The organism is uncultured Salinicola sp. (assembly GCF_937921195.1).
Taxonomy (GTDB): domain Bacteria; phylum Pseudomonadota; class Gammaproteobacteria; order Pseudomonadales; family Halomonadaceae; genus Salinicola.
In genome coordinates this window covers 1-20,256 of record NZ_CALFQK010000192.1, presented here as the reverse complement: position 1 = coordinate 20,256, position 20,256 = coordinate 1, and the positions used below count along the sequence as shown (strand labels likewise).

Here is a 20,256-nt window from a genome sequence, read left to right as displayed (position 1 = left end):
GCTGGTGCAGGGCGATGTCGGCTCGGGCAAGACCGTGGTCGCCGCCATGGCGGTGCTGAACGCCATTGCCGGCGGCTGCCAGGCGGCAGTGATGGCCCCCACCGAGATCCTCGCCGAGCAGCACTTCCGCCAGTTCCGGGCCTGGCTCGAACCGCTGGGGATCGAGGTGGGCTGGCTGGCCGGCAAGCTCAAGGGCAAGGCGCGCCTGGACACCAAGGCGGCCATCGCCGACGGTCGCGTGCAGGTCGCCGTGGGGACGCATGCGCTGTTCCAGGACGACGTGACTTTCCATCGGCTGGGGCTGGCGGTGATCGACGAGCAGCACCGCTTCGGCGTTCACCAGCGCCTGGCGCTGCGCCAGAAAGGCGAATCCGGTGGCCTGACGCCGCACCAGCTGATCATGACCGCCACGCCGATCCCGCGCACCCTGGCGATGAGCGCCTACGCCGACCTCGATCTCTCGGTGATCGACGAACTGCCGCCCGGACGCACCCCGGTGCACACCGTTGCCGTCCCCGACGAGCGTCGCCCGGAGGTGATCCAGCGTATCCGCAACGCCTGCGCCGAGGGCCGCCAGGCCTACTGGGTCTGCACCCTGATCGAGGAGTCGGAAGCGCTCACCTGCCAGGCGGCGGAAGTGACCCGCGACACGCTGGTGGAAGCGCTGCCGGAACTCAACGTGGGGCTGGTCCACGGACGCATGAAGGCGCAGGAGAAGGTCGAGGTGATGGATGCCTTCAAGCGCGGTGAGCTGGACCTGCTGGTGGCGACCACGGTGATCGAGGTCGGCGTCGACGTGCCCAACGCCAGCCTGATGATCATCGAGAACCCGGAGCGGCTGGGGCTCTCCCAGCTGCATCAGCTGCGCGGCCGGGTCGGTCGCGGGCGCGTCGACAGCTACTGCGTGCTGCTCTATCACCCGCCGCTGTCGAACCACTCCCGCCAGCGGCTCGGCATCCTGCGCGATACCACCGATGGCTTCAAGGTGGCGGAGAAGGATCTCGAACTGCGCGGCCCCGGCGAGGTGCTCGGCACCCGCCAGACCGGCCTGGCGCAGATGAAGATCGCCGACCTGGAGCGCGATCGCGACCTGCTCGATACCGTCACCGCGCTGGCCCAGGCGCTGCTGGAAGAAGCCCCCGACGCCGCGACGCCGCTGATCCGCCGCTGGCTGGGCGACGAAGCCGGCAGGTACGGGCAGGTCTAGACGCAAGCAGCGTCCGACACCTCAGGTCGCCTCGGCGGCCTTGTCGACGTCGGCCACTTCGACCGGCCGTGCGACCAACCGCCCCGCCGCCTCGCTCATCGGCACCAGTTGGCGGCTGATGTGAAGCAGCTGGGTCTGGATCACGCGCCGTTCGTCATCGGCATCGTCCTGGGCGGCGGCGGGCTCCTGCTCGAAGATCGCCATCAGCGCACTCTGCTCGTCGTTGAGCTCGGGGATCGGCTGGCGAGCGGCCAGACTCGCGGCGATCGCATCGAAGCCATCGGCGATACGGCGGGCGGCGGCATGGATCTCGATATCCGCCTCGCTCGGCGTCAGCGTGCCCCGGTGCGCCCCCAGCGCGGAGAGATAGCCCAGCAGCGTGTGGGAGACCACCAGGAACCGGAAGCCCTCGTCGGCGTCCTTCTTCCGGTAGTGCCCGGGCTCCTGCAGCATGTTGGAGAGCACCGTCGAGAGCGCGGCATCGGCATTGTGGGCGTTGCGTCGGGCCAGCCGATACGCGAGATCGTCCTGCTTGCCGGCTTCGTATTGATGGATGATCTCGCGCAGGTAGAGCGTGCTGTTGGTGAGCGCGGTGGCGGCGACCTTGTGCAGTCGCCGTCCCTGCCAGTCCGGCAGGATGAAGAACACCGCCAGTCCCGAGATGAACGCACCGATCAGGGTATCGATCAGTCGCGGCAGGATCAGGTCGAAGCCGTCGCCGACCTGATTGAAGCTGCTCAACACCAGCGTGGTGATGGCCGCGGTGGCGACGATGTAGTGCTTTTCCCGGTTGGCGAAGAAGGTGACCCCGGCGACCACCGCGATCAGCGACTGGAGCAGCGGGTCGGGGAACAGGCTGATCAGGGCCCAGCCCACCACCAGACCCAGTACCGTCCCGACGATGCGCTGGCGCAGGAAACGCCGCGTCGCCCCGAAATTGGGCCGACACACGAACAGCGTGGTCAGCAGGATCCAGTACCCCTGTGTCGGATGAACCAGGTGCAGCACGCCGTACCCTACCAGCAGCGCGGTCGACAGCCGCAGCGCGTGGCGGAAGGTCGGCGAACCCGGCGTCAGGTTGAGCCGAATGCGCTCCCAGGCGTCCTTGAAGCTGCGCGGCGACCGGTTGAACAGGCTGGCGTCCTTCTGGTCGGCCACCGCATCCGGGTTGTGGGCGCTGGAGAGCTGGTCCTCCAGCGTCGCCAGGTTGCGGCCCAGCGCCTGCAGCGAGCGCAGCAACGGCGTCCATGCCGGATTGCGCTGGGCGCGCAGGTAGACGATCGAGGCGCGCAGGTCTTCCAGCGCCTGCTCGCTCTGGCCGTGGTCGAACGGCTGGCGCAGCAGCAGCGCCTTGGCCAGACGCTTGCAGGCGCGGCCCTGCTGGTCGAGCAGCCGCTGGCAGCGGAACAGCACATCGTGATGGAAGAACGCCTCCGCCAGCGCCGAGTAGGGGTAGTGCGAGGCGCTGACCCGCTCGTGAATGTCCTGGGCGATGAAGTAGAGGCGCAGGTAGCGATTGAGCTTGCGACTGCCGCGCTGGCCCTCCAGCCGGCGGAAGATCATCTCCTTGGCTTGGTTGAGCGCGGTCACCACGCGGCCGTTCTGGCGCGCCAGCGCGACGCGCCGACTCTCCACGTCGACCCCGCGCAGCGGTTCGAACAGGGTGGCCTTGATGATCAGGTATTCACCCAGCTCCCGGTAGAGCTGCGCCATGCTCTGCTTGACCGGCTGGCGCGAGAACAGCGCGCACCAGACGACCGAGATCGCGCCGTACCAGGCCGCGCCACCGACCAGCAGCAGCGGCTGGTGCCAGAAATCGCCATCGGTGGTGCCGCCGTGCTGCTCGATGTTGATCATCGAGTAGACCGACAGGATCAGCGTCGCCGAGGCGATGGTGGCATAACGTTGCTCGATGGCACCGAGCATGATGAAGATAAACGCCGACAGCGCCAGTCCGGGGGCGAACAGCCACGGCCACGGAAACAGCAGTTCCACCGAGCTCGAGGCGACCAGAAAGCAGACCAGCGTGACCAGCAGGGCGCGGACGCGACCCTCCCAGTTGTCGTCGGTCTCGGAGAGGGCGCTGGCGATGATGCCGAGAAACAGCGGAATCGCGAGCGCGATCTGGTCCTGAGACCAGCTCAGCGCGATGGCGCCGCTGAACGCCAGGAACACCCGGAAACTGTAGGCGAACTTGTCGAGCGTCCACAGCTGGCGCAGGGAGTGGGAAAACGAATCGGAAATCTCGGTCTCTCCGCAAAGGGGTCGTGCGTCACGATAGCGCGCCGATGGTGACGGTAACAGCCACCGAAGCCCGCAACGGTCAGAGAAGCCGCCACATGACTAGACTTTAGTATAACGCCGCTTTCCCTATCGGCCGCAACGGCTTCCCGCTTTATCCCCATCCTGGAGTTGGGCATGATCGGGATTTACCGGACGACAGAGGCAAGGCGTGGGATCGATCAGGAATTCGCATCGCACCGGCGTGATACGAGCGCTGGGGTTCGTGGGTCAGCTGCTGCGTGGCGTGGTGATGCTGGGCGTGATCGGCTGGGGCGCGCTGGCGCTGCATTTCGAGCTGCCGGGGCCGCGCCCGCTCGTCGTCGTCGTCATTGCCGTATGGGTACTGATCGGCACGGCGGCGTTGATCGCGCCCTGGCGGGTCCGCCGGGGTTCGCCTCGTCAATCGCTCAGAGCGCGCGTGGCCCTGGCGATCCGGCTGACGTTCACGCTGGCACTGGTCGTCCTGGTGAGCTGGTGGCAGAGTCTCGAACCCCGTAACGATCGCGACTGGGCGCCGGACGTGGCACGCCAGCTCTCGGTCGAACGTGACGGCGACCGGGTCACGCTTCACAACGTGCGCGATTTCGAGTGGCAGACGCCGGATACCGCGACACCGCGCTGGGAGACCCGCGAGTACGATCTGTCGCAGCTCGACGCGGTGGACATGGTGGTCTCCTACTGGATGGGCCCGGCGATCGCCCACACCCTGGTCAGTTTCGGCTTCACCGACGGCCGACATCTGACGTTTTCGGTGGAGATCCGGCGTGAGCGCAACGAGGCGTTCTCGATCAGCGGCGGCTTCTTCAAGCAGTTCGAGCTCAACCTGATCGCCGCCGACGAGAACGATATCCTGCGTCTGCGCAGCAACGTCAGAGGCGAGGAGGTCTATCTCTACCGGGTCGGGCTAGCGCCGCAAGCGCGGCGCGAACTGTTCCTCGCCTACCTGGACGAGGCCGAGCGACTGCGCCGGACGCCTGAGTTCTACAACACCCTGACCAGCAACTGCACCACCATCGTGTTCGACATGGTCGACAGGATCGTCTCCGGTCTTCCCAGGGATATCCGGCTGATTCTTTCCGGCTACCTGCCGGAGTACGTCTACGATATCGGTGGGCTGGACAGGAGCCACCCGCTCGAATTCCTGCGCAGCCGAGGCCATATCAATCCGCGCGCCCGGGAGATCCCCTACACTGCGGGGAGCGAGGCCTTTTCCCGCGCCATCCGCGACGGCGTCCCCGCCGCCGATGGCGAGATCCTTCACGCGTCATCGCCCTGAGCGGGACTCAATGCCATGACCTCCCTGCGCGACGCCATCGAAAATCGCATCCACCATCTGACCGGCCGCACGCTGGGTGGGGTCGACTACACCCAGCCCAAGGGCGATCCCGGCCTGTTCGGGCCGGATACCGTGGCGTGGAAAGTCCACGGCGAGTTCACGCCGATGATGTGCGGCGGCGTCAGCGCGCTGCTGCTGCAGATGCTGCACCCGCTGGCGCTGGCCGGCATCTGGGATCACTCCAACTTCCGCCAGGACATGATCGGCCGGCTGCGCCGTACCAGCCAGTTCATCGCCGTCACCACCTTCGGCTCCCGCGATGACGCCGAGCGCATCCTCGAGCGGGTGCGCCGGGTCCACGACGGCGTCAGCGGTCACGCGGCCGACGGTACGCCCTATGCCGCCAACGATCCCGACCTGCTGGTGTGGGTCCACGTGGCCGAGATGAGCCGCTTCCTGGCCGCCCACATGCGCTATCGCAATCCCCGGCTCAGCCTCGCCGATCAGGATCGCTACTTCGATGAGACCGCACGCGTCTCCGAAGCGCTGGGCGCGCGCCAGGTTCCGCGATCGCGCGCGGCGATAGACGCCTACCTGGAACACCAGCGACGCCACCTTGTCTGCGACACACGGACCCGCGACGTGATCGACGTGCTGCTGCACGCAGTGCCGCCCAGCCCGGTCATCCGACCCGCCGGGGCGCTGTTCATGCGCGCCGGCATCGACCTGCTGCCGCCCTGGGCGGCGACACTGCTCAGCCTCGAGATGTCGACGCTCGAGCGCCGCGCCGTTCGCGGCGGCATCCTCGCCATCGCCCCGGTGATGCGCTGGGCGGTGCGCAACGGTTCTTATCGACGGGCCCTGGAGCGGATGCAGGTCCGGGAGCAGGCTCAGCGGCGGTGAGGAGCCGAATCAGGCGCTGGCCGGCGGTACCGACTCGTCGCGACGCACGCGGTCGATCTTCAGCATCCGCGCGATGACCTTGTCGAGCTCCGACTGCTCGAAAATCTTCTTCCAGTCGTCGCGCAGGATATTCTCGCGACCGTAGTCGATCGCGATCATGCAGGCGTCCGAGAACGGATTGGTGCTGCGAAACGCCACCGCCAGCGCGATCTGGATATGGCCGTAGAGCATGGCCTCTGCAGCCTTCTGCGGTACGCCGGTGCGCGCGACGGTCTCGTCCAGCGCCTCCTTCATGAAGGTGCCGAGCATGCAGGTGACGGTCTCCACCAGCGTCGGCTCGAGATAGGCCAGCTGGGTGACGGTAATCCAGTGGACATCATCGACCGGGGCGTACATCACGCGGATCACCGCCTCCAGCGCCGCCCTTTCGGCGTCGCTGCCGCTCTCGAACGCCGCCGCGACGGACTGAGTGGCCGCCACGCCGCCGAACGCATCGGCGTGCTCCTCCTGGGTGTAGCGTTCGAGGAAAACCGACGGATGGCAGGGATGCGCCACGGCGTAGTGAATATCTTCGCGCTGGAACAGCAGGTTGGCGTAGGCCGCGGCCGGATCCAGCGTCAAAAGGGTTGCGCCAGCCTTCATCTGTGGCACCAGCGTCTCGGAAACCTTGCCCAGCACGATGTCCGGCACCGCCAGAATCAGCAGATCGCAGTCGGCGATGACGTCATCGATGGACGACAATTCGCGCCCGGCATCGCGCACGCGCTGCTGGCCCTCGGTGGCGTTTTCGCAGTAGTGAACGTGGAAGTCGCTGCGCGCCAGGTTGGCCGAGATGCGCATGCCCATCTTGCCGCCGGCCCCGACCAGCGCGATCGATCGAACTGTCTGTGTCATGGTGTATAGCTCCTTAGAAACTCCAGGTTGCGCCGGGTCCACTCGGACTCCAGGCGGCAGGTCGTCGTCGCATCCGACTGCCAGGGCAGCCAGTGCTCGATGACCTGGGAAATACCGCGTGATACCGGATCGACGTGCCGCATCATGGCGTCGAACGGCAATTGCCCCTCTCCCAGCGGACAGCCGGCAAGCTGGAAGCCGACCCAACCGGGAGCGCGAGTGAAGTGGAAATCCTTGACGTGCAGGTTGACGACCCGCGGGGCGGTGCGCTCGACGACCGTCAGCGGCATTTCCAGCGCGGCGACGCAGTTGGCCGGGTCGAGACAGATGCCGATGTGCAAGTCATCGAGCGATTCGACGACGGTCATTAGCTCATCGACGGCGACCTGCTCGTAGGTTTCCAGCGCCAGGGTGACGTTGTGTCGTCGCAATCGCGGCAGGATCGCCTCCAGCCGCTGGATCGCGACTTCGGTGGTGGGCCGATCCTCGTCGCGATACAACATGCTGCGCAGTAGCGATACGCCCAGCCGCTCGGCGATATCCAGATAGCGACCGAGATGGTCGGGCGCCACGCCCTTGGTGCCGAGTTCCAGCTGGATGCCGAGACGCTCGGCCTGTGCACGCAGCTGATTCAGGCGTGCCGCGCCGAAAGCCTCGATCGCCGGATAGTCGCAGATCTGGAACACGTCACCGCCGAGGGCCGCCGTCTCCTCGAGCATCGCTTCCAGCGACATCGGGTCCTCGACCCGGTCCGATCCGCGCCAGAAAAAGGCGTAGGTACTCAGTCCAATCCGCATGGTTGCTCCGGTATCGGTTGCAGAGAGCCATCGTCAGTGTCCGGCGGTGGCGTTGTGGGGGGTCGCGCGACGGCTGGACGTGGCGGGCTCACGGCTGATGATCAGCATCATTATCCCAGCCATTGCCATGAACCCGCCGACCACGAACATCGGCACGGTATAGCCACCGCTCAGATCATGGAGCGCGCCGGTCAGATACCCCGACGAGAATCCGGCGATATTGCCGATGGTGTTGATCAGCGCCACACCCGCCGCGGCTGCGGCGCCATCGAGAAAGCGAGTCGGCAACGTCCAGAAATTGGGCAGCGCGGCGAAGATCGAGCACGCCGTGATGGTGATCATGGCGATCGTCGCGGCGGGCGACTCCATGTAGAGCGCCAACGGCACACTCAGCGCGCCGGTGAAGGCCGGCAACGCGATATGCCAGCTGCGCACCCCGCGCCGCGTGGCGTCGCGAGACCAGAAATAGAGCACGATCGCGGCCGGCAGATAGGGTACGGCGGTAATCAGGCCTTTCTGCATCAGGCCGAAATGGGTCCCGAACTGCGCCTCGAAACCGCCGATGATCGTCGGCAGGAAGAAGGCGAGCGCATACAGACCGTAGATGAAACCGAAGTAGATCCCGCAGAGCGCCCATACCCGGCCGCTGGAGAACGCCTGCTCGAGCCCTTTCTTTTCTTGATTGGCGCCAAGCTTCTGACGGGACTCCCGCTCGAGCTCGGTGGTCAACCACGTCTTCTCCTCGGCCGTCAGCCAGCGCGCATCGGCCGGGCGATCGACCAGATAGAACCAGGCGACGATACCCAGCAGGATGGCCGGAATGGCCACGCCGAAGAACATGAAACGCCAGCCCGCCAGACCGAAGAACGCGCCATCGTGTTGAATCAGCAAAGCCGCCAGCGGCGCACCGATAACGGTGGTCAACGGTTGGGCCAGATAGAACAGCGCCAGGATCCGGCTGCGATAGCGTGCCGGGACCCACAGGCTCAGAAACAGGATCGCGCCGGGGAAGAAACCCGCTTCGGCCACGCCCAGCATGAACCGCAGGAAATAGAGACCGCCCGCGCTATCCACCCAGGTGAACAGTAGCGCCACGATGCCCCAACTGACCATGATCCGGGCCAGCCACTTGCGCGCACCGAAGCGATGCAGGGCCAGGTTGCTGGGTACCTCCAGCAGGATGTAGCCGACGAAAAAGATGCCCGAGGCAAAACCGAACTGCGCGGCACTCAGGGCCAGATCGGCGTTCATGCCGTTGGGGGCGGCAAAGGAGATCGCCGTCCGATCCAGATAGTTGATGAAGAACATCAGGGCCACGAAGGGCACCAGGCGCCATGCCACCTTGCGAATGGCGGACGTTTCCACCGATGAAGCTGCCGCGTGTTCCATGATCGCTCCCACTCCCGCAAAAGCGTTGTCAGTGACCACGGCATGGCCCGTCGATGTCGGCTATATCGCGGCAATAGTCATACGATCATCAGGTCATCATACCACTACGGCAATACGGCAAACGTCGTAGACCGGGCATTGCCGCGGTCATCGGCAAGTCTCCATCGAGGAAGGTATGAAGCCGCTAGCAGTCCGGACCCGACCCGGGGTTCTGCACGCGGAGTCTGAGAATCTCGAACCCCTCGAGCCGATCGGTCTCACCGGCGCGCAGACGCGCCTCCACGCTTGGGGCCGGCTGAAACCCATCAGCCATCGCAGCGAGTCGCGACAGTTCGAGCAGGTCGACGCCCTCGATGTACAGCGGCACGGCGCCCGCGCTCAGGTTGGCGATCCACACCTCGATAACGGTGGGGAGCTCGGTCTGCCAGGCCAGCGCCGCCAGCTCGGCACCGTCGAGTTTCAGTTGCCGCAGCGGTCGCCCCGCTGCCCGGCACAGGCCAGCGATCGCGTGGCCCACGGGATGGAGAGACTCAGCGCCGATATCGAACGGCGGGCCGAGGGACGACAGCGTGGCGGCATCGACCCCGGCATAGGCCACGCGGGCCATGAAACCGACGCCCCAGGCCGCAGCGAACAGCCCGTGCTGGCGCGGGTCGTCGTCACTCAGGGTCACGCGCTGGCTGCCGTCGTTGGGCGTGAGACACTCGCCATACGGATTGGTCCAGGCACCGATGGCGGTGGTGGTAATCCGGTAAGGCGTCGTCGGCGCCAGGGCCCGGCAGGAAGCGACGATATCCGGCACGCTCTGCAGGGTTTCCATCACCGAGCGGTCGTCCGCGGCGTGGACGATGGGCGAGACGGCATGGGTGATGAAGTCGATCGATGAAGGGTCGGGGCGACAGCGGTTGAGCTCGGTGAAGTAGGTCGGCACGCCGCCGCCCAGCGCCAGTTCCGGCCACAGTACACGCGCCGCCATTCGTGCCTGCCCCGGCGATGTGCCCGAAGGCCAGACGCCATCCGGCTGGTAGCTCTTGAGGTACGCCGCCGGGGTCACCAGCATCCCGGCCGGGGTGCCAGGCAACCCCTCCAGCCGCCGTGCCAGCGTCGAGAGCGAACCCGTCGGATCGTGATCATCGCAGATCACGTAGAGCCATACCGGAATGTCACGCTCGGCCGCGCTGTCCATCAAGCCGGGCAGATTCTCGAGCGCCCGGGAGCTGCGCAGATCGAGCAGCGCATCCAGATGCCGTGGCATGACGGCATCGAGCTGCCGTGCCAGCCGGCCGAGACCATTGATGCGATCCAGCCATAGACCGCAGCCGACGGACGGCAGTGGCGTCGAGGCCGGGCCGCCGAGCCGGAGCGTGTGGACGTCGGTTCTCATCCGGGCGTTCTCCCGCTGTCGACCGCAGAGACGACCACCCGCTGCACGACCCGGTCCCCCGCCCCGAGCACATAGGGCGTCGGCCAGGCCAGCGGCCGGTTGTAGATCTTGAATGAGGCATCCGACCAGTTGCGCTGATCTTCCATTTCGAACACATCGCCCTCGAAATCGACCTTCACCGTGACATCGAGCGCTGGTGAAAGCTGTAGTTGCCGAATATCGAACAGCGGCTGCGAGGGGCTGATCAGGCGGGGCAGCCGCTTGGTCTCCCGCTGGCCATCCGTATGCAGCACCTGAATTTCACCGCCGACGACACCCGCCAGCGGCAGCAGCATGCTCACGCCGCTGCGCGCCGTGGTGAAATCGATGAGGACTTCGAGGGCAAGGTCCACCGTGACCCGATGCTCGGTCGCCTCGACCCGCAACTGTCCACGCAGCAACGACTCACCGCCGGCATCAGGACCGTCGGTCGATAGATGAAAATCCTGTGCCAGGCTGGCATGGCGATGCGCCACTTCGATCCGCTCGCCATCGACGATCGGCGTATGGGTGCCCCACTGCGGGTCACGCAGCACCGCAGCGATCCCCCTCACGATTTCGATATCGCCGATACGGAGCCAACGCAGGGCGCCCGACTGCCAGACGAACGACAACGCTCCCAACTGGATATGGCACGGCGCCGGCTCCGGCGTCGCCGTGCCGTATTGCCGAATCAAGCCCGGGCCGTCCGTCCCCATGTGCTCTCCTTCTCTCGTCGATGCCGTCAATAAGTCCGCTGAAGCGCCCCCGGGACACCCCTTTCTGGCACGGGTCTCGAACCGATGATGGCGGTTCTGACGCTGGGCGCCATTCGACCTTTGGTATGATGACATGACCTCCATGCATCGGTTTAATGCCGTTACGCCATCCGTTCCGGGCGAGCCGGGCCCGGGACGGACCATGAACAGCAGCGGATGCGGGAGGGATTCAGATGACCCAACAGCGAACTGTGCGGGGCGCGCTGATCGGTTGCGGTTTCTTCGCCGAAAACCAGATGCGGGCGTGGCGGGATCTCCATGGGATGGGAAAAGGCGTCGAGATCGTCGCCTTGTGCGATCGCGATCCGCAACGACTGGCGTACTTTCGGGATCTATTCGGCATCGAAGCCGCCTATACCGAGGCGGAAACCCTGTTCGCCGCGTTCGCCGGGGAGCTGGACTTCGTGGATATCGCCACCACCACGCCCTCCCATGCGGCGCTGGTCCCGCTGGCGGCCCGCCATGGCGTCGATATCATCTGCCAGAAGCCCTTCGCCGGCTCGCTGGAGAACGCCAGCCGATTGATCGCGCAGTGCTCGGCGAGCGGGGTGAGCCTCGGCATCCACGAGAACTTCCGCTGGCAACATGCGGTTCGCCAGACGATCGAGACGCTGCGCAACGGGCGAATCGGCCGCCCCTTCTTCGGCCGCATCAGTTATCGCAGCGGTTTCGATGTCTACGCGGCCCAGCCCTATCTGGCCCGGGCGGAACGCTTCATCCTCGAGGACCTGGGCATTCATGTGCTGGATATCGCCCGCGCCCTGTTCGGCGAGGTAGCGCGGTTGAATTGCGAGACCACGCGGATCAACGCCGCGATCGCGGGTGAAGACGTCGCCACCCTGATGTTGCAACACGACGACGGCATCACCTCCGTCGTCGATTGCAGCTATGCCACCCGGCTCGCCGACGATCCGTTCCCGCAGAGTCTGATCGAGGTCGACGGCATCCACGGCTCGCTGCGCCTGCGCCAGGATTTCGTCCTCGAGATCCACGATACCGGGGGCCACTGCGAGGTGCAGACGGTCCGGCCCGAGCCGCCTGCCTGGAGTGAATCACCATGGGTACCGATCCAGGCCAGCGTGCTCGCCTTTCAGGCCGACTGGCTCGAAGCGTATCGGCAAGACCGCCCGATCGAGACCCGCGGCGAGGACAACTACAACACCCTGGCGCTGGTCGAGGCGGCCTACGAGGCGGCGGCAACGCACCAGAGCGTGATTCCCGAACGCTGGAACCGCTAGGGCGAGTTCGGGCAGGCGACTGTCCTGTCGATCGCCGAAGCGATTATCCTACGTCCTGACATGGGTTCGATCGACGGCCACTCCGTACTCGAGAACAGGAAGATTCATGAATGACATCGCTGCAGGTCCGATCCGCCGACGCAAGCTATCGGACGAAGTGCTGGAACGCTTGCTGGCGCTGATCCGTGCACAGAAACTGCAACCCGGCGATCAACTGCCGCCGGAACGGGAACTGATGGCGCTCTACGGCGTGGGCCGGCCGGCAATCCGCGAAGCCATGCAGCAACTCGCCTCGATGGGCAGGATCACCATCAACCACGGCGAGCGGGCGCGGGTCAGCGAAGTCACCGTTCACTCGATGATCTCCCAGTTCGACACCACCGCCCGCTTTCTGCTCGACGACGATGCCGAGAACATCGACCACCTCAAGCAGGCACGGCTGTTCTTCGAGGCCGGCATGGTACGGATGGCCGCGACCCGGGCGACGCCCGAGGATATCGACAAACTGCGCGGATTGATCGACGACATGCAGCGGAGCCAGCGCGGCGATGCCTTCATCGAGTGCGACATGGCGTTTCACAGCGCCATCGCCGACATGACCGGCAACCCGATTTTCTCGGCGACGGCTCGCGCCATGCTCCACTGGCTGAAGGACTACCATCTCGGCATCGTCAGTTTCCGCGGTGCCGAAGACGTCTCCCTTCGCGAGCATCATCAGATCGTCGACTGCCTGGCCGACAACGATCCCGACGCCGCGGAGCAGGCGATGCGCGACCACCTGACTCGTACCAGCGAGCTCTATCGTCAGCGCGCCGAGTCGCTCGAGGACGGCTCCGACCGCTGATCGTCCTCCGGTGGCTCTCCCCTTGCGCCGCCGCCTTGACCCAGCTCGCGGCGCAACCACTCGGCGAGGCGCTCGCCTCGCCGGGTATCGACGCCGGGCGCCAGCCACAGCCCCAGCGACGCATCGGTCTCGATCGCGGGCCACGGCGCCACCAGCCGCCCCTGCTGCAGCTCGGCGGCCACCAGCAGCTGCGGCGCGATGGCGACCCCCAGCCCCGCCAGCGCGGCCTCCAGCAGATAGTAGAGATGCTCGAAGCTGCGGCCCTTGGCGCGCGCCCCGGCCAGCGTCGCGTCATCGATGCCCATGGCCACTGCCCATTCGGACCAGGCTTGGGGCCGCGACGCCGTGTCCAGCAGCGTGAGCCGTTCGAGCATGGCATGGGCCGAGCTTTTCGCTGCCGTCGTCCAGATCTCCGGCGTCGCGACCGCGACGATGCGCTCCGGCATCAGTTCGAACACCGGCATGTCATCAAACCAGGGCGGCGCGGCGAAGCGCAACGTGGCATCGACATCCTCGCGACGCGGGTCGAGTTCGTTTTCGCTGGAAACCACCCGCAGGCGCAGCTCGGGCAGCTCGGCGTTGAGCCGGTCGAGCCGTGGAATCAGCCAGCGCGCCAGCAGGCTGCCGGGGCAGGCCAGCGTGAACGGCGCCTCGTCGAGATGGCGCGTCAGCGCCGCGCAGCCTTCGCTCAAGCGTGAGAAAGCCTCACCGACGGCGGGATATAGCATACGACCGTGATTCGTCGGCACGAGCCCGCGTCCGGCCTTCTCGAACAGTTCGACGCCAAAATGGTGCCCCAACGTCCGTAGCTGCCGACTGACCGCACCATGGGTGACGTGGAGCTCCTCGGCGGCCGCGCTGACGCTGCCCAGGCGGGCCGTGGCTTCGAACGCGCGCAACGCGTTGAGAGACGGTAGCGTGGCCATTTCATCTCCGAAAACTGGTGAGTTTTACTCACAGGATGAAGAGAGTTTATCGATTTTCCCCCACTCGTCACCAGCCTAATCTGTGGTCCTCGAATCGATCGACCGGATCTGACTGATGAACTCGACACTGAAGACGCTTCCCGACCACAACGGCTTTTTTGTACCCGCCGTCCCTGGCGGTCACCCTTCGGGCCGTCGCTGCCGCGACGTCAAAAATTTCTCCCGGAAATTTCTTGGTGGCAGCCCGGGGGATGGCCACGGCACTCAATTGAACCGGGGCTACGGCGGACGCTATGTCGCCGAGACGCTGATGCCGCTGATCGGCGAGATCGAAGCCGCCTACGACGACGCCCGCGCCGACCCCGCCTTCCAGGCCCGGCTGCACGAACTCCAGCGCGATTACGTCGGCCGCGCCACGCCGCTCTACTTCGCCGAACGCCTGACCGAACACTTCGGCGGCGCGCAGATCTATCTCAAGCGCGAGGATCTCAATCACACCGGCGCGCACAAGATCAACAACGCCCTGGGCCAGGCACTGCTGGCGCAACGCATGGGGCGCCAGCGGCTGATTGCCGAAACCGGCGCCGGCATGCACGGCGTCGCGGTGGCCACGGTGGCCGCGCGGCTCGGCCTCGGCTGCGTGGTCTACATGGGCGCGACCGACATCGAACGTCAGCAACCCAATGTCCAGCGCATGCGCCTGCTCGGCGCCGAGATCGTGCCCGTCCACAGCGGCACGGCGACACTCAAGGACGCCATGAACGAGGCGCTGCGGGACTGGGTCGCCAATGTCGACGACACCTTCTACATCATCGGCACCGTGGCGGGGCCGGCCCCCTACCCGCGCATGGTGCGGGATTTCCAGGCGGTGATCGGCGTCGAGACACGCGAGCAACTGTTGGCGACACAGGGCCGTCTGCCGGACACGCTGGTCGCCTGCGTCGGCGGCGGTTCCAACGCCATGGGACTGTTCCACGCCTTTCTCGACGATGCGGCGGTGACCCTGGTCGGGGTCGAGGCGGCCGGGGAAGGGCTGGAGAGCGGTCGTCACGCCGCCAGTCTCAATGGCGGCGAGCCCGGCATCCTGCACGGCAATCGCACCTATCTACTTCAGGACGGCGATGGCCAGATTCGCGACGCGCACTCGATCTCCGCCGGGCTCGACTATCCCGGCGTCGGCCCTGAGCATGCCTACCTTCACGACAGCGGCCGGGCAAGCTACGTCGCGGTCACCGATGACGAGGCGCTCGAAGCCGTCGGACTCTGCTGCCGGCTGGAGGGTATCCTGCCGGCGCTGGAATCGGCGCATGCGCTCTATCATGCGGGACAATTGGCGGCGGCGCAGGGGCCGGACCAGGTCATCGTGGTCTGCCTGAGCGGTCGCGGCGACAAGGACATGGACACCATCACCCGCCATCTGATGCCCGAGGAGGCCCAAGCATGAGCGCGCCATCGTTGACGACCGAGATGTCGAAGACCGACACCCCGAACCCTGTTTCCCCGAACGCCGATTCGCGCCTGGCACGTCGCTTCGCGGCGCTGAAAGCCGCCGATCGCGCCGCACTGGTGACCTACGTGATGGCCGGCGACCCCGATCCCTCAGCCAGCCGCGACCTGCTCGCCCGGTTGCCGGCAGCGGGGGCCGACATCATCGAACTGGGCATGCTGTTCAGCGACCCGATGGCCGACGGCGTGGCCATTCAGCGCGCCGGCCAGCGCGCCCTGGCGAATGGCCAGACATTGGCGCTCACCCTGGAGATGGTGCGCGATTTTCGGCAACGCGATGACGACACCCCGATCGTGCTGATGGGCTATCTCAATCCGCTCCAGCGCTTCGGCGAGGATCGCTTTCTGCAAGCGGCGGCAGAGGCCGGCGTCGATGGCCTGATCCTGGTCGACCTGCCGCCGGAGCACGGCGCCGCCATGACGGCCCGGGCACGCGACCTGGGCCTGGCGCGGATTCCGCTGGTGGCGCCGACCACACCGCCCGGACGATTGCCGGCACTGCTCGCCCAGGGCGACGGCTTCGTCTATCGCATCGCCTTCAATGGCGTGACCGGCAGCCGCCGACTCGATATTGCGGCAGAGCTGGATAGCGCACTCGACGCCCTCAAGCGGCAGTCTCCGCTACCCGTCGCCGTGGGCTTCGGGGTGCGCGACGGCGGCACGGCCGCCGCTATCGCCAGGATCGCCGACGCCGTGGTCGTCGGTAGCGCCCTGGTGGAACGGCTCGCGGCGGCAGGGGTGGATGCGGCACTGGAACTGACGCGGGAACTGGCCGAGTCGATTCAGGGTGCGCGGAGAGGCGAGTCCTGAGCGCGCCCTATCGTTCGATTTTAAGCACGCATATGCGCATGAAAACGCGCTTTTGTTCGATTATCTAGGCGATAAACTGTCCCCATTGCGCCAAGCTGAAGCTTGGCGCCCAAAACCAGGAGACAGGCCATGTTGACGATTCGACGCGGTAACGAACGCGGTTATGCCGATCACGGCTGGCTCAAGAGCTATCACTCATTTTCGTTCGCCGGCTATCACGACCCGAAGCACGTCCACTTCAGCGTGCTGCGGGTCATCAACGAGGACCGCGTGGCGCCCGGGCAGGGCTTCGGCCAGCACGGCCATCAGGACATGGAGATCTTCTCCTACGTGCTGAGCGGCGAACTGGGGCATCGGGACACCCTGGGCAACGGCTCCTCGATCGGCCCGGGGCGGGTGCAGATCATGACCACCGGCAGCGGCGTCGAGCACAGCGAGTTCAATCACTCCGCCAGCGAGCCGGTCCACTTCCTGCAGATCTGGCTGTTCCCGCGGGCGCGGGGCCTGACCCCGAACTATGCCGAAAAGGATTTCACCGAGGCGGACAAGCGCGGCCGGCTCTGTCTGATCCTGTCGCCCGATGGCCGCGACGGCTCACTGACACTGCAACAGGACGCGTTGATCTACGCTTCGCTGCTGGATGGTGACGAGCGTGCGGAACTGGCGCTGAAAGAGGGGCGCCAGAGCTATGTCCACGTAGTGAAGGGCGGTATAGAGGCCAACGGCCAGCGCCTCGAGGGCGGCGACGCGCTGCTGCTCGTGGATGAGCCGGTGGTCGTGCTGGAAAAGGGAGAGGACGCCGAGGTTCTGGTCTTCGACCTGCCAGCCCTATCGCAGCAGTGACACGGGCGTGAGGCGATACCGGCGACAGGGACGTTGCCGGCTTCGTGGCTCGTGGCTCGTGGCTCGTGGCTCGTGGCTCGTGGCTAGAGATACTTCAGCAGGCTCTGCAATCGCTCCAGATCGCGGGAGTCGCCCACCAGACGTAACCGACCGTCGAACAGCCCCTCGCGAAACGCACGCTGCGAAGGCTTGCTCAAAAAGCGTGTGGCGCTGTCGGCATCACGAAAGCGCAGTTCCAGCATCAGGTCCACCGGCAGGCCGGTGTCGCTGTGGACCGCTTGCGGGGTCATCCGATAATGGCGGGCAATCGACAGGTCTTCCGTGGCAACGCCCCAATCGAATCGCTGGAATTTCTCCAGACTCTCGCGAAACGCCGCCTTGCGCGACCGTGCGCGCTTGAGCATCACGCCCAGCCACCAGAGCATCAACTTGAGCTTCATGCCACCTCGCACGACCGATCATCAGGGTAGGAATGCATCGTGTAGAAGAATGCCGACCCGCCAGCATCGGGACGGATCGGCTATCGTTGCGCTCATTGGCGGATGAGCGACTCGGGAATTCGAGACCCGAACTTGCGACTTACTTGCTGACGGCGTCCTTGAGAGCCTTGCCGGGCTTGAAGGCCACGGTCTTGCTGGCCGGGATGTTCAACGGCTTGCCAGTCTGCGGGTTCTTACCCGTCCGTGCGGCGCGCTCGCGAACCGTAAATGAACCGAAACCGATCAAAGTGACATCGTTGCCTTTGGAAACCGTACCGGTGATTTCGTCGAGAATGACGTTCAACACCTGACTGGCCTTGTCCTTCGAAAGATCCGCACGCTCGGCAATCGCCGCAGCGAGTTCTGGCTTACGCATAGAGCCCTCCTAGTTTGGCTATGGCGTCACCTGACACACCTTGCATCTTAAACGAGTTGTTGTTCTCGATGAGGGGAATCCCCTCCGAACGCATAATAAGCCGCCCGGGGCGCGGTTTGTCCAGCATCAGGTGACGATTCATGGCTTATACAACCGTAGCCACCGGGGCTAGCCTAGCAACGGGGGGGCAGCTCGCGCCAGTTCGACTTTACGACGAACACAGCGCCCGGTCAGCGCGAAGCCCAGCAACCGTCCTGACTCGTCCTCGGCCAAGGCGCTGAAATCGCTGGCCTCTCCTTCGATCCGCCAACGGTGGGGGGGTTCGCGCGGCGGTAGTGCGACAACCGGCAGCAACGGCGTCTTGACCACCACCGGCCAGGCGCCGTAACTCACCTCGGTGGGTATGCCGGCGAGCGTTGCCGCCAGCGCTTTGACAGCGGCCTGCAGCGGCTGGACGTACATGGCACTCAAGCCGCCGACCGGGGCGTCGAGCCCATCGACACAGGCCACGTCACCCAGCGCGAAGACGTTCGGCGCGCTGGTCGCGAGCCGCCGGTCGGTCAGGATACCGGCCGGCGAGACCGCCAGCCCCGCCACTTCGGCGAGTGCCGTGCGTGGGCGCAGCCCCGTCGCGACCAGCACCAGGTCCGCTGCCAGCGCTTCACCGTCGTCCAGGACCAGCGTCACGCCTTCGCCATCGTCGTGAAGCGCCGAGACCTGACGTTCGAAATAGCCGCGGATGCCGGCTTCGGCGAAGGCCTCGCCCAGCGCCCGCCCCAACGGTGGCGGCAGCAGGCGGGGCAGCGGCGTCGCCTCGGGCGCGATCAGGGCGACCCGGTGGCCCCCCGCATGCAGGTCATTGGCGAACTCGCAACCCACCAGGCCGGCGCCGATGATAGCGATGCGGGCCTGGCGGCCGGGGTGACGATCCAGCACGCCGCGCAAGCGACGGTAGCCATCGAGATCGTTGATCTGAAATACCCGGTGGCGCAGCGAGGACGCCACCTCGAACGGCTGCCATGGCGCGGCACCCGTCGCCAGCACCAGTTGGCCGTAGGGCAGGAGCTCGGCACCGATCCTCAGCCGACGACGGGCGGTGTCGATGGCATCCACGGTGGTATGGGTGCGAACCCGCGCCCGCAGCGTCGCGGCCAGGCCCACCGCATCGCGCATGACCAGCGATTGCGCCGTCTGGCGCTTGGCGAAGGCACTGGAGAGCAGCGGCTTGGTATACTCGTCGCCGCTGTCGGCACTGATCAGGGTGATCGGTCGCTCGCCATCGCGGCCCCGAATGGCTCGGGCCAGGCCCACGCCGGCCATTCCGGTGCCGACGATCGTCAGGGGCGCGGTGGAGTGATCGGATTGGCTCATTGAGGGCTCGTTCGGTCGGTCGTCTCGAGGCCTCATGTTACACTACGCCGCCTTCGACCCGCGCCGTCCCGGTGGTTCATGGCTTTTTCCACGGCGCTTCCCCGGTGCGTCTTGATGGAGTCGTTTCGCGTGCCCTCAGCCTGTCACTGCCATGCCCTTCCGCCCGCCGCACGATCCTGGCGATGGATTCGCTGGGCCCCCGCAGCCACGCGGCGCCCCCGCATGACCGCCGCCTGGTGGCAGTGGGTGGCTTCCACCGACTCGCTCACCGCGCGGCTGATCGCGGCCTCAGAGCGCCCCTTTCGGGTCAGGCTGGTACACCAGGGCATCGAACGACCGCGCCGCGACGAAGCCCAGGCCCTGGGCCTGCCTCCCACCGCCGTGGCCTGGATACGCGAGGTCACGCTGATGAGCGGCGAGCGGCCGTGGGTGGCGGCGCGTTCGATCGCCCCGCTGGATCGTATCGGCTGTCGTCGTCTGCGCACGCTGGGAGAGCGTTCGCTGGGCAGCTGGCTCTTCGCCCAGCCCGATCTCGAGCGCGATCCGATCGAGATCGCGCCGCTCTCGCCCGGTGGCGAGGGCGTCTGGCTGCGTCGTTCGCGCTTTCGCCACGGAGGATTCCAGCTGCTGGTGCAGGAGTGCTTCCTGCATGAAATGGCGGAGGATCTGGGCCTTGCGTCCCCCTGAACGACGATCCAAGACCTGAACCACGGTTCCCACCTCGAAGCGAGGCCGCAGTTGCAGTAAAGTCGTTGCCGATTCAGAGGCCTTGCCGTTTCGGAGATTCGTATGCCCAGCGCCGGTTCCCCTTCCACTCCCAGCGGCAATCCAGCCCCCCGCGGCCTCGCCCGCCTGCCCGATTTTCTGCGCCTGACGCGCCTCGACAAGCCGATCGGCACCTGGCTTTTGATGTGGCCGACGCTGTGGGCGCTG

The 20,256-nt window shown here is 66.1% G+C and carries 19 protein-coding genes; 9 read left to right on the top strand and 10 right to left on the bottom strand.

Annotated features, from left to right (window positions below; all coding sequences use genetic code 11):
- Positions 1 to 1,207 (top strand): ATP-dependent DNA helicase RecG (locus Q0602_RS22820; RefSeq protein WP_298848306.1); only part of this gene is annotated, 1,207 nt, incomplete at its 5' end.
- 21 nt (positions 1,208 to 1,228) lie between these two features.
- On the opposite strand, the gene yccS is transcribed toward Q0602_RS22820, so the two are convergent.
- Positions 1,229 to 3,451 carry a YccS family putative transporter gene (yccS, locus tag Q0602_RS22815; protein ID WP_298848307.1) on the bottom strand — a complete coding sequence of 741 codons (2,223 nt, stop codon included), beginning with the start codon at positions 3,449 to 3,451 and terminating at the stop codon, positions 1,229 to 1,231.
- 208 nt (positions 3,452 to 3,659) lie between these two features.
- On the opposite strand from yccS, the gene Q0602_RS22810 reads away from it, so the two are divergent.
- Positions 3,660 to 4,766: a DUF4105 domain-containing protein gene (locus Q0602_RS22810; protein WP_298848305.1), complete on the top strand. Its 1,107-nt coding sequence runs from the start codon at positions 3,660 to 3,662 to the stop codon at positions 4,764 to 4,766.
- Positions 4,767 to 4,781: 15 nt separating this feature from the next.
- Complete coding sequence (locus tag Q0602_RS22805) at positions 4,782 to 5,669, top strand: oxygenase MpaB family protein (protein WP_298848303.1); 888 nt, start codon at positions 4,782 to 4,784, stop codon at positions 5,667 to 5,669.
- Positions 5,670 to 5,678: 9 nt separating this feature from the next.
- Here Q0602_RS22805 and Q0602_RS22800 read toward each other — a convergent pair whose 3' ends face one another.
- From Q0602_RS22800 to Q0602_RS22780, 5 genes are all read right to left on the bottom strand, one after another.
- A complete protein-coding gene (locus Q0602_RS22800) occupies positions 5,679 to 6,563 on the bottom strand; it encodes a phosphogluconate dehydrogenase C-terminal domain-containing protein (protein ID WP_298848301.1) in 885 nt (294 codons plus the stop codon).
- A complete protein-coding gene (locus Q0602_RS22795; protein WP_298848299.1) occupies positions 6,560 to 7,360 on the bottom strand; it encodes a sugar phosphate isomerase/epimerase in 801 nt (266 codons plus the stop codon). Before Q0602_RS22795 ends, Q0602_RS22800 begins: the two co-directional genes overlap by 4 nt.
- Before the next feature lie 33 nt (positions 7,361 to 7,393).
- On the bottom strand, positions 7,394 to 8,749 hold the full coding sequence (locus tag Q0602_RS22790; protein ID WP_298848298.1) for an MFS transporter: 1,356 nt from the start codon (positions 8,747 to 8,749) through the stop codon (positions 7,394 to 7,396).
- A gap of 184 nt (positions 8,750 to 8,933) precedes the next feature.
- Positions 8,934 to 10,133, bottom strand: a complete 1,200-nt coding sequence (locus Q0602_RS22785; protein ID WP_298848296.1) for a hypothetical protein — start codon at positions 10,131 to 10,133, stop codon at positions 8,934 to 8,936.
- A complete protein-coding gene (locus tag Q0602_RS22780) occupies positions 10,130 to 10,870 on the bottom strand; it encodes a hypothetical protein (protein WP_298848293.1) in 741 nt (246 codons plus the stop codon). The genes Q0602_RS22785 and Q0602_RS22780 overlap by 4 nt, the downstream gene beginning before the upstream one ends.
- 233 nt (positions 10,871 to 11,103) lie before the next feature.
- Between Q0602_RS22780 and Q0602_RS22775 the strand changes: the two genes are divergently transcribed.
- Positions 11,104 to 12,168 (top strand): Gfo/Idh/MocA family oxidoreductase, encoded by a 1,065-nt coding sequence (locus tag Q0602_RS22775; RefSeq protein ID WP_298848292.1) that lies wholly within the window; start codon positions 11,104 to 11,106, stop codon positions 12,166 to 12,168.
- A 106-nt stretch (positions 12,169 to 12,274) separates the two neighbouring features.
- Positions 12,275 to 13,012: a transcriptional regulator NanR gene (nanR, locus tag Q0602_RS22770; RefSeq protein WP_298848291.1), complete on the top strand. Its 738-nt coding sequence runs from the start codon at positions 12,275 to 12,277 to the stop codon at positions 13,010 to 13,012.
- Here nanR and Q0602_RS22765 read toward each other — a convergent pair.
- On the bottom strand, positions 12,973 to 13,938 hold the full coding sequence (locus tag Q0602_RS22765) for a LysR family transcriptional regulator (RefSeq protein WP_298848289.1): 966 nt from the start codon (positions 13,936 to 13,938) through the stop codon (positions 12,973 to 12,975). The genes nanR and Q0602_RS22765 overlap by 40 nt on opposite strands.
- A 115-nt stretch (positions 13,939 to 14,053) precedes the next feature.
- Here Q0602_RS22765 and trpB point away from each other — a divergent pair, with 115 nt between their 5' ends.
- The 3 genes from trpB (at position 14,054) to Q0602_RS22750 (ending at position 17,097) form a co-directional block, all read left to right on the top strand.
- Positions 14,054 to 15,382 carry a tryptophan synthase subunit beta gene (gene trpB / locus Q0602_RS22760; RefSeq protein ID WP_298848287.1) on the top strand — a complete coding sequence of 443 codons (1,329 nt, stop codon included), beginning with the start codon at positions 14,054 to 14,056 and terminating at the stop codon, positions 15,380 to 15,382.
- Complete coding sequence (trpA, locus tag Q0602_RS22755; RefSeq protein ID WP_298848284.1) at positions 15,379 to 16,254, top strand: tryptophan synthase subunit alpha; 876 nt, start codon at positions 15,379 to 15,381, stop codon at positions 16,252 to 16,254. The genes trpB and trpA overlap by 4 nt, the downstream gene beginning before the upstream one ends.
- 129 nt (positions 16,255 to 16,383) lie before the next feature.
- Complete coding sequence (locus Q0602_RS22750) at positions 16,384 to 17,097, top strand: pirin family protein (protein ID WP_298848282.1); 714 nt, start codon at positions 16,384 to 16,386, stop codon at positions 17,095 to 17,097.
- 83 nt (positions 17,098 to 17,180) lie between these two features.
- Here Q0602_RS22750 and Q0602_RS22745 read toward each other — a convergent pair whose 3' ends face one another.
- From Q0602_RS22745 to Q0602_RS22735, 3 genes are all read right to left on the bottom strand, one after another.
- Complete coding sequence (locus Q0602_RS22745) at positions 17,181 to 17,537, bottom strand: hypothetical protein (protein ID WP_295035363.1); 357 nt, start codon at positions 17,535 to 17,537, stop codon at positions 17,181 to 17,183.
- A gap of 139 nt (positions 17,538 to 17,676) precedes the next feature.
- Positions 17,677 to 17,952 carry an HU family DNA-binding protein gene (locus Q0602_RS22740; protein ID WP_295035365.1) on the bottom strand — a complete coding sequence of 92 codons (276 nt, stop codon included), beginning with the start codon at positions 17,950 to 17,952 and terminating at the stop codon, positions 17,677 to 17,679.
- Positions 17,953 to 18,120: 168 nt separating this feature from the next.
- Positions 18,121 to 19,323 carry an FAD-dependent oxidoreductase gene (locus tag Q0602_RS22735; protein WP_298848279.1) on the bottom strand — a complete coding sequence of 401 codons (1,203 nt, stop codon included), beginning with the start codon at positions 19,321 to 19,323 and terminating at the stop codon, positions 18,121 to 18,123.
- Between the two features lie 222 nt (positions 19,324 to 19,545).
- Here Q0602_RS22735 and Q0602_RS22730 point away from each other — a divergent pair, with 222 nt between their 5' ends.
- Complete coding sequence (locus Q0602_RS22730) at positions 19,546 to 20,010, top strand: chorismate lyase (RefSeq protein ID WP_365676809.1); 465 nt, start codon at positions 19,546 to 19,548, stop codon at positions 20,008 to 20,010.
- The last annotated feature ends 246 nt before the right edge of the window (positions 20,011 to 20,256 follow it).

Excerpts from the sequence above, each read along its gene's own strand:
- Q0602_RS22805 (WP_298848303.1), top strand. The coding sequence starts at position 4,782 with ATGACCTCCCTGCGCGACGCCATCGAAAATCGCATCCACCATCTGACC.
- Q0602_RS22800 (WP_298848301.1), bottom strand. The coding sequence starts at position 6,563 with ATGACACAGACAGTTCGATCGATCGCGCTGGTCGGGGCCGGCGGCAAG.
- Q0602_RS22795 (WP_298848299.1), bottom strand. The coding sequence starts at position 7,360 with ATGCGGATTGGACTGAGTACCTACGCCTTTTTCTGGCGCGGATCGGAC.
- Q0602_RS22790 (WP_298848298.1), bottom strand. The coding sequence starts at position 8,749 with ATGGAACACGCGGCAGCTTCATCGGTGGAAACGTCCGCCATTCGCAAG.
- Q0602_RS22785 (WP_298848296.1), bottom strand. The coding sequence starts at position 10,133 with ATGAGAACCGACGTCCACACGCTCCGGCTCGGCGGCCCGGCCTCGACG.
- Q0602_RS22780 (WP_298848293.1), bottom strand. The coding sequence starts at position 10,870 with ATGGGGACGGACGGCCCGGGCTTGATTCGGCAATACGGCACGGCGACG.
- Q0602_RS22775 (WP_298848292.1), top strand. The coding sequence starts at position 11,104 with ATGACCCAACAGCGAACTGTGCGGGGCGCGCTGATCGGTTGCGGTTTC.
- nanR (WP_298848291.1), top strand. The coding sequence starts at position 12,275 with ATGAATGACATCGCTGCAGGTCCGATCCGCCGACGCAAGCTATCGGAC.
- Q0602_RS22765 (WP_298848289.1), bottom strand. The coding sequence starts at position 13,938 with ATGGCCACGCTACCGTCTCTCAACGCGTTGCGCGCGTTCGAAGCCACG.
- trpB (WP_298848287.1), top strand. The coding sequence starts at position 14,054 with ATGAACTCGACACTGAAGACGCTTCCCGACCACAACGGCTTTTTTGTA.
- trpA (WP_298848284.1), top strand. The coding sequence starts at position 15,379 with ATGAGCGCGCCATCGTTGACGACCGAGATGTCGAAGACCGACACCCCG.
- Q0602_RS22750 (WP_298848282.1), top strand. The coding sequence starts at position 16,384 with ATGTTGACGATTCGACGCGGTAACGAACGCGGTTATGCCGATCACGGC.
- Q0602_RS22745 (WP_295035363.1), bottom strand. The coding sequence starts at position 17,537 with ATGAAGCTCAAGTTGATGCTCTGGTGGCTGGGCGTGATGCTCAAGCGC.
- Q0602_RS22740 (WP_295035365.1), bottom strand. The coding sequence starts at position 17,952 with ATGCGTAAGCCAGAACTCGCTGCGGCGATTGCCGAGCGTGCGGATCTT.
- Q0602_RS22735 (WP_298848279.1), bottom strand. The coding sequence starts at position 19,323 with ATGAGCCAATCCGATCACTCCACCGCGCCCCTGACGATCGTCGGCACC.
- Q0602_RS22730 (WP_365676809.1), top strand. The coding sequence starts at position 19,546 with ATGACCGCCGCCTGGTGGCAGTGGGTGGCTTCCACCGACTCGCTCACC.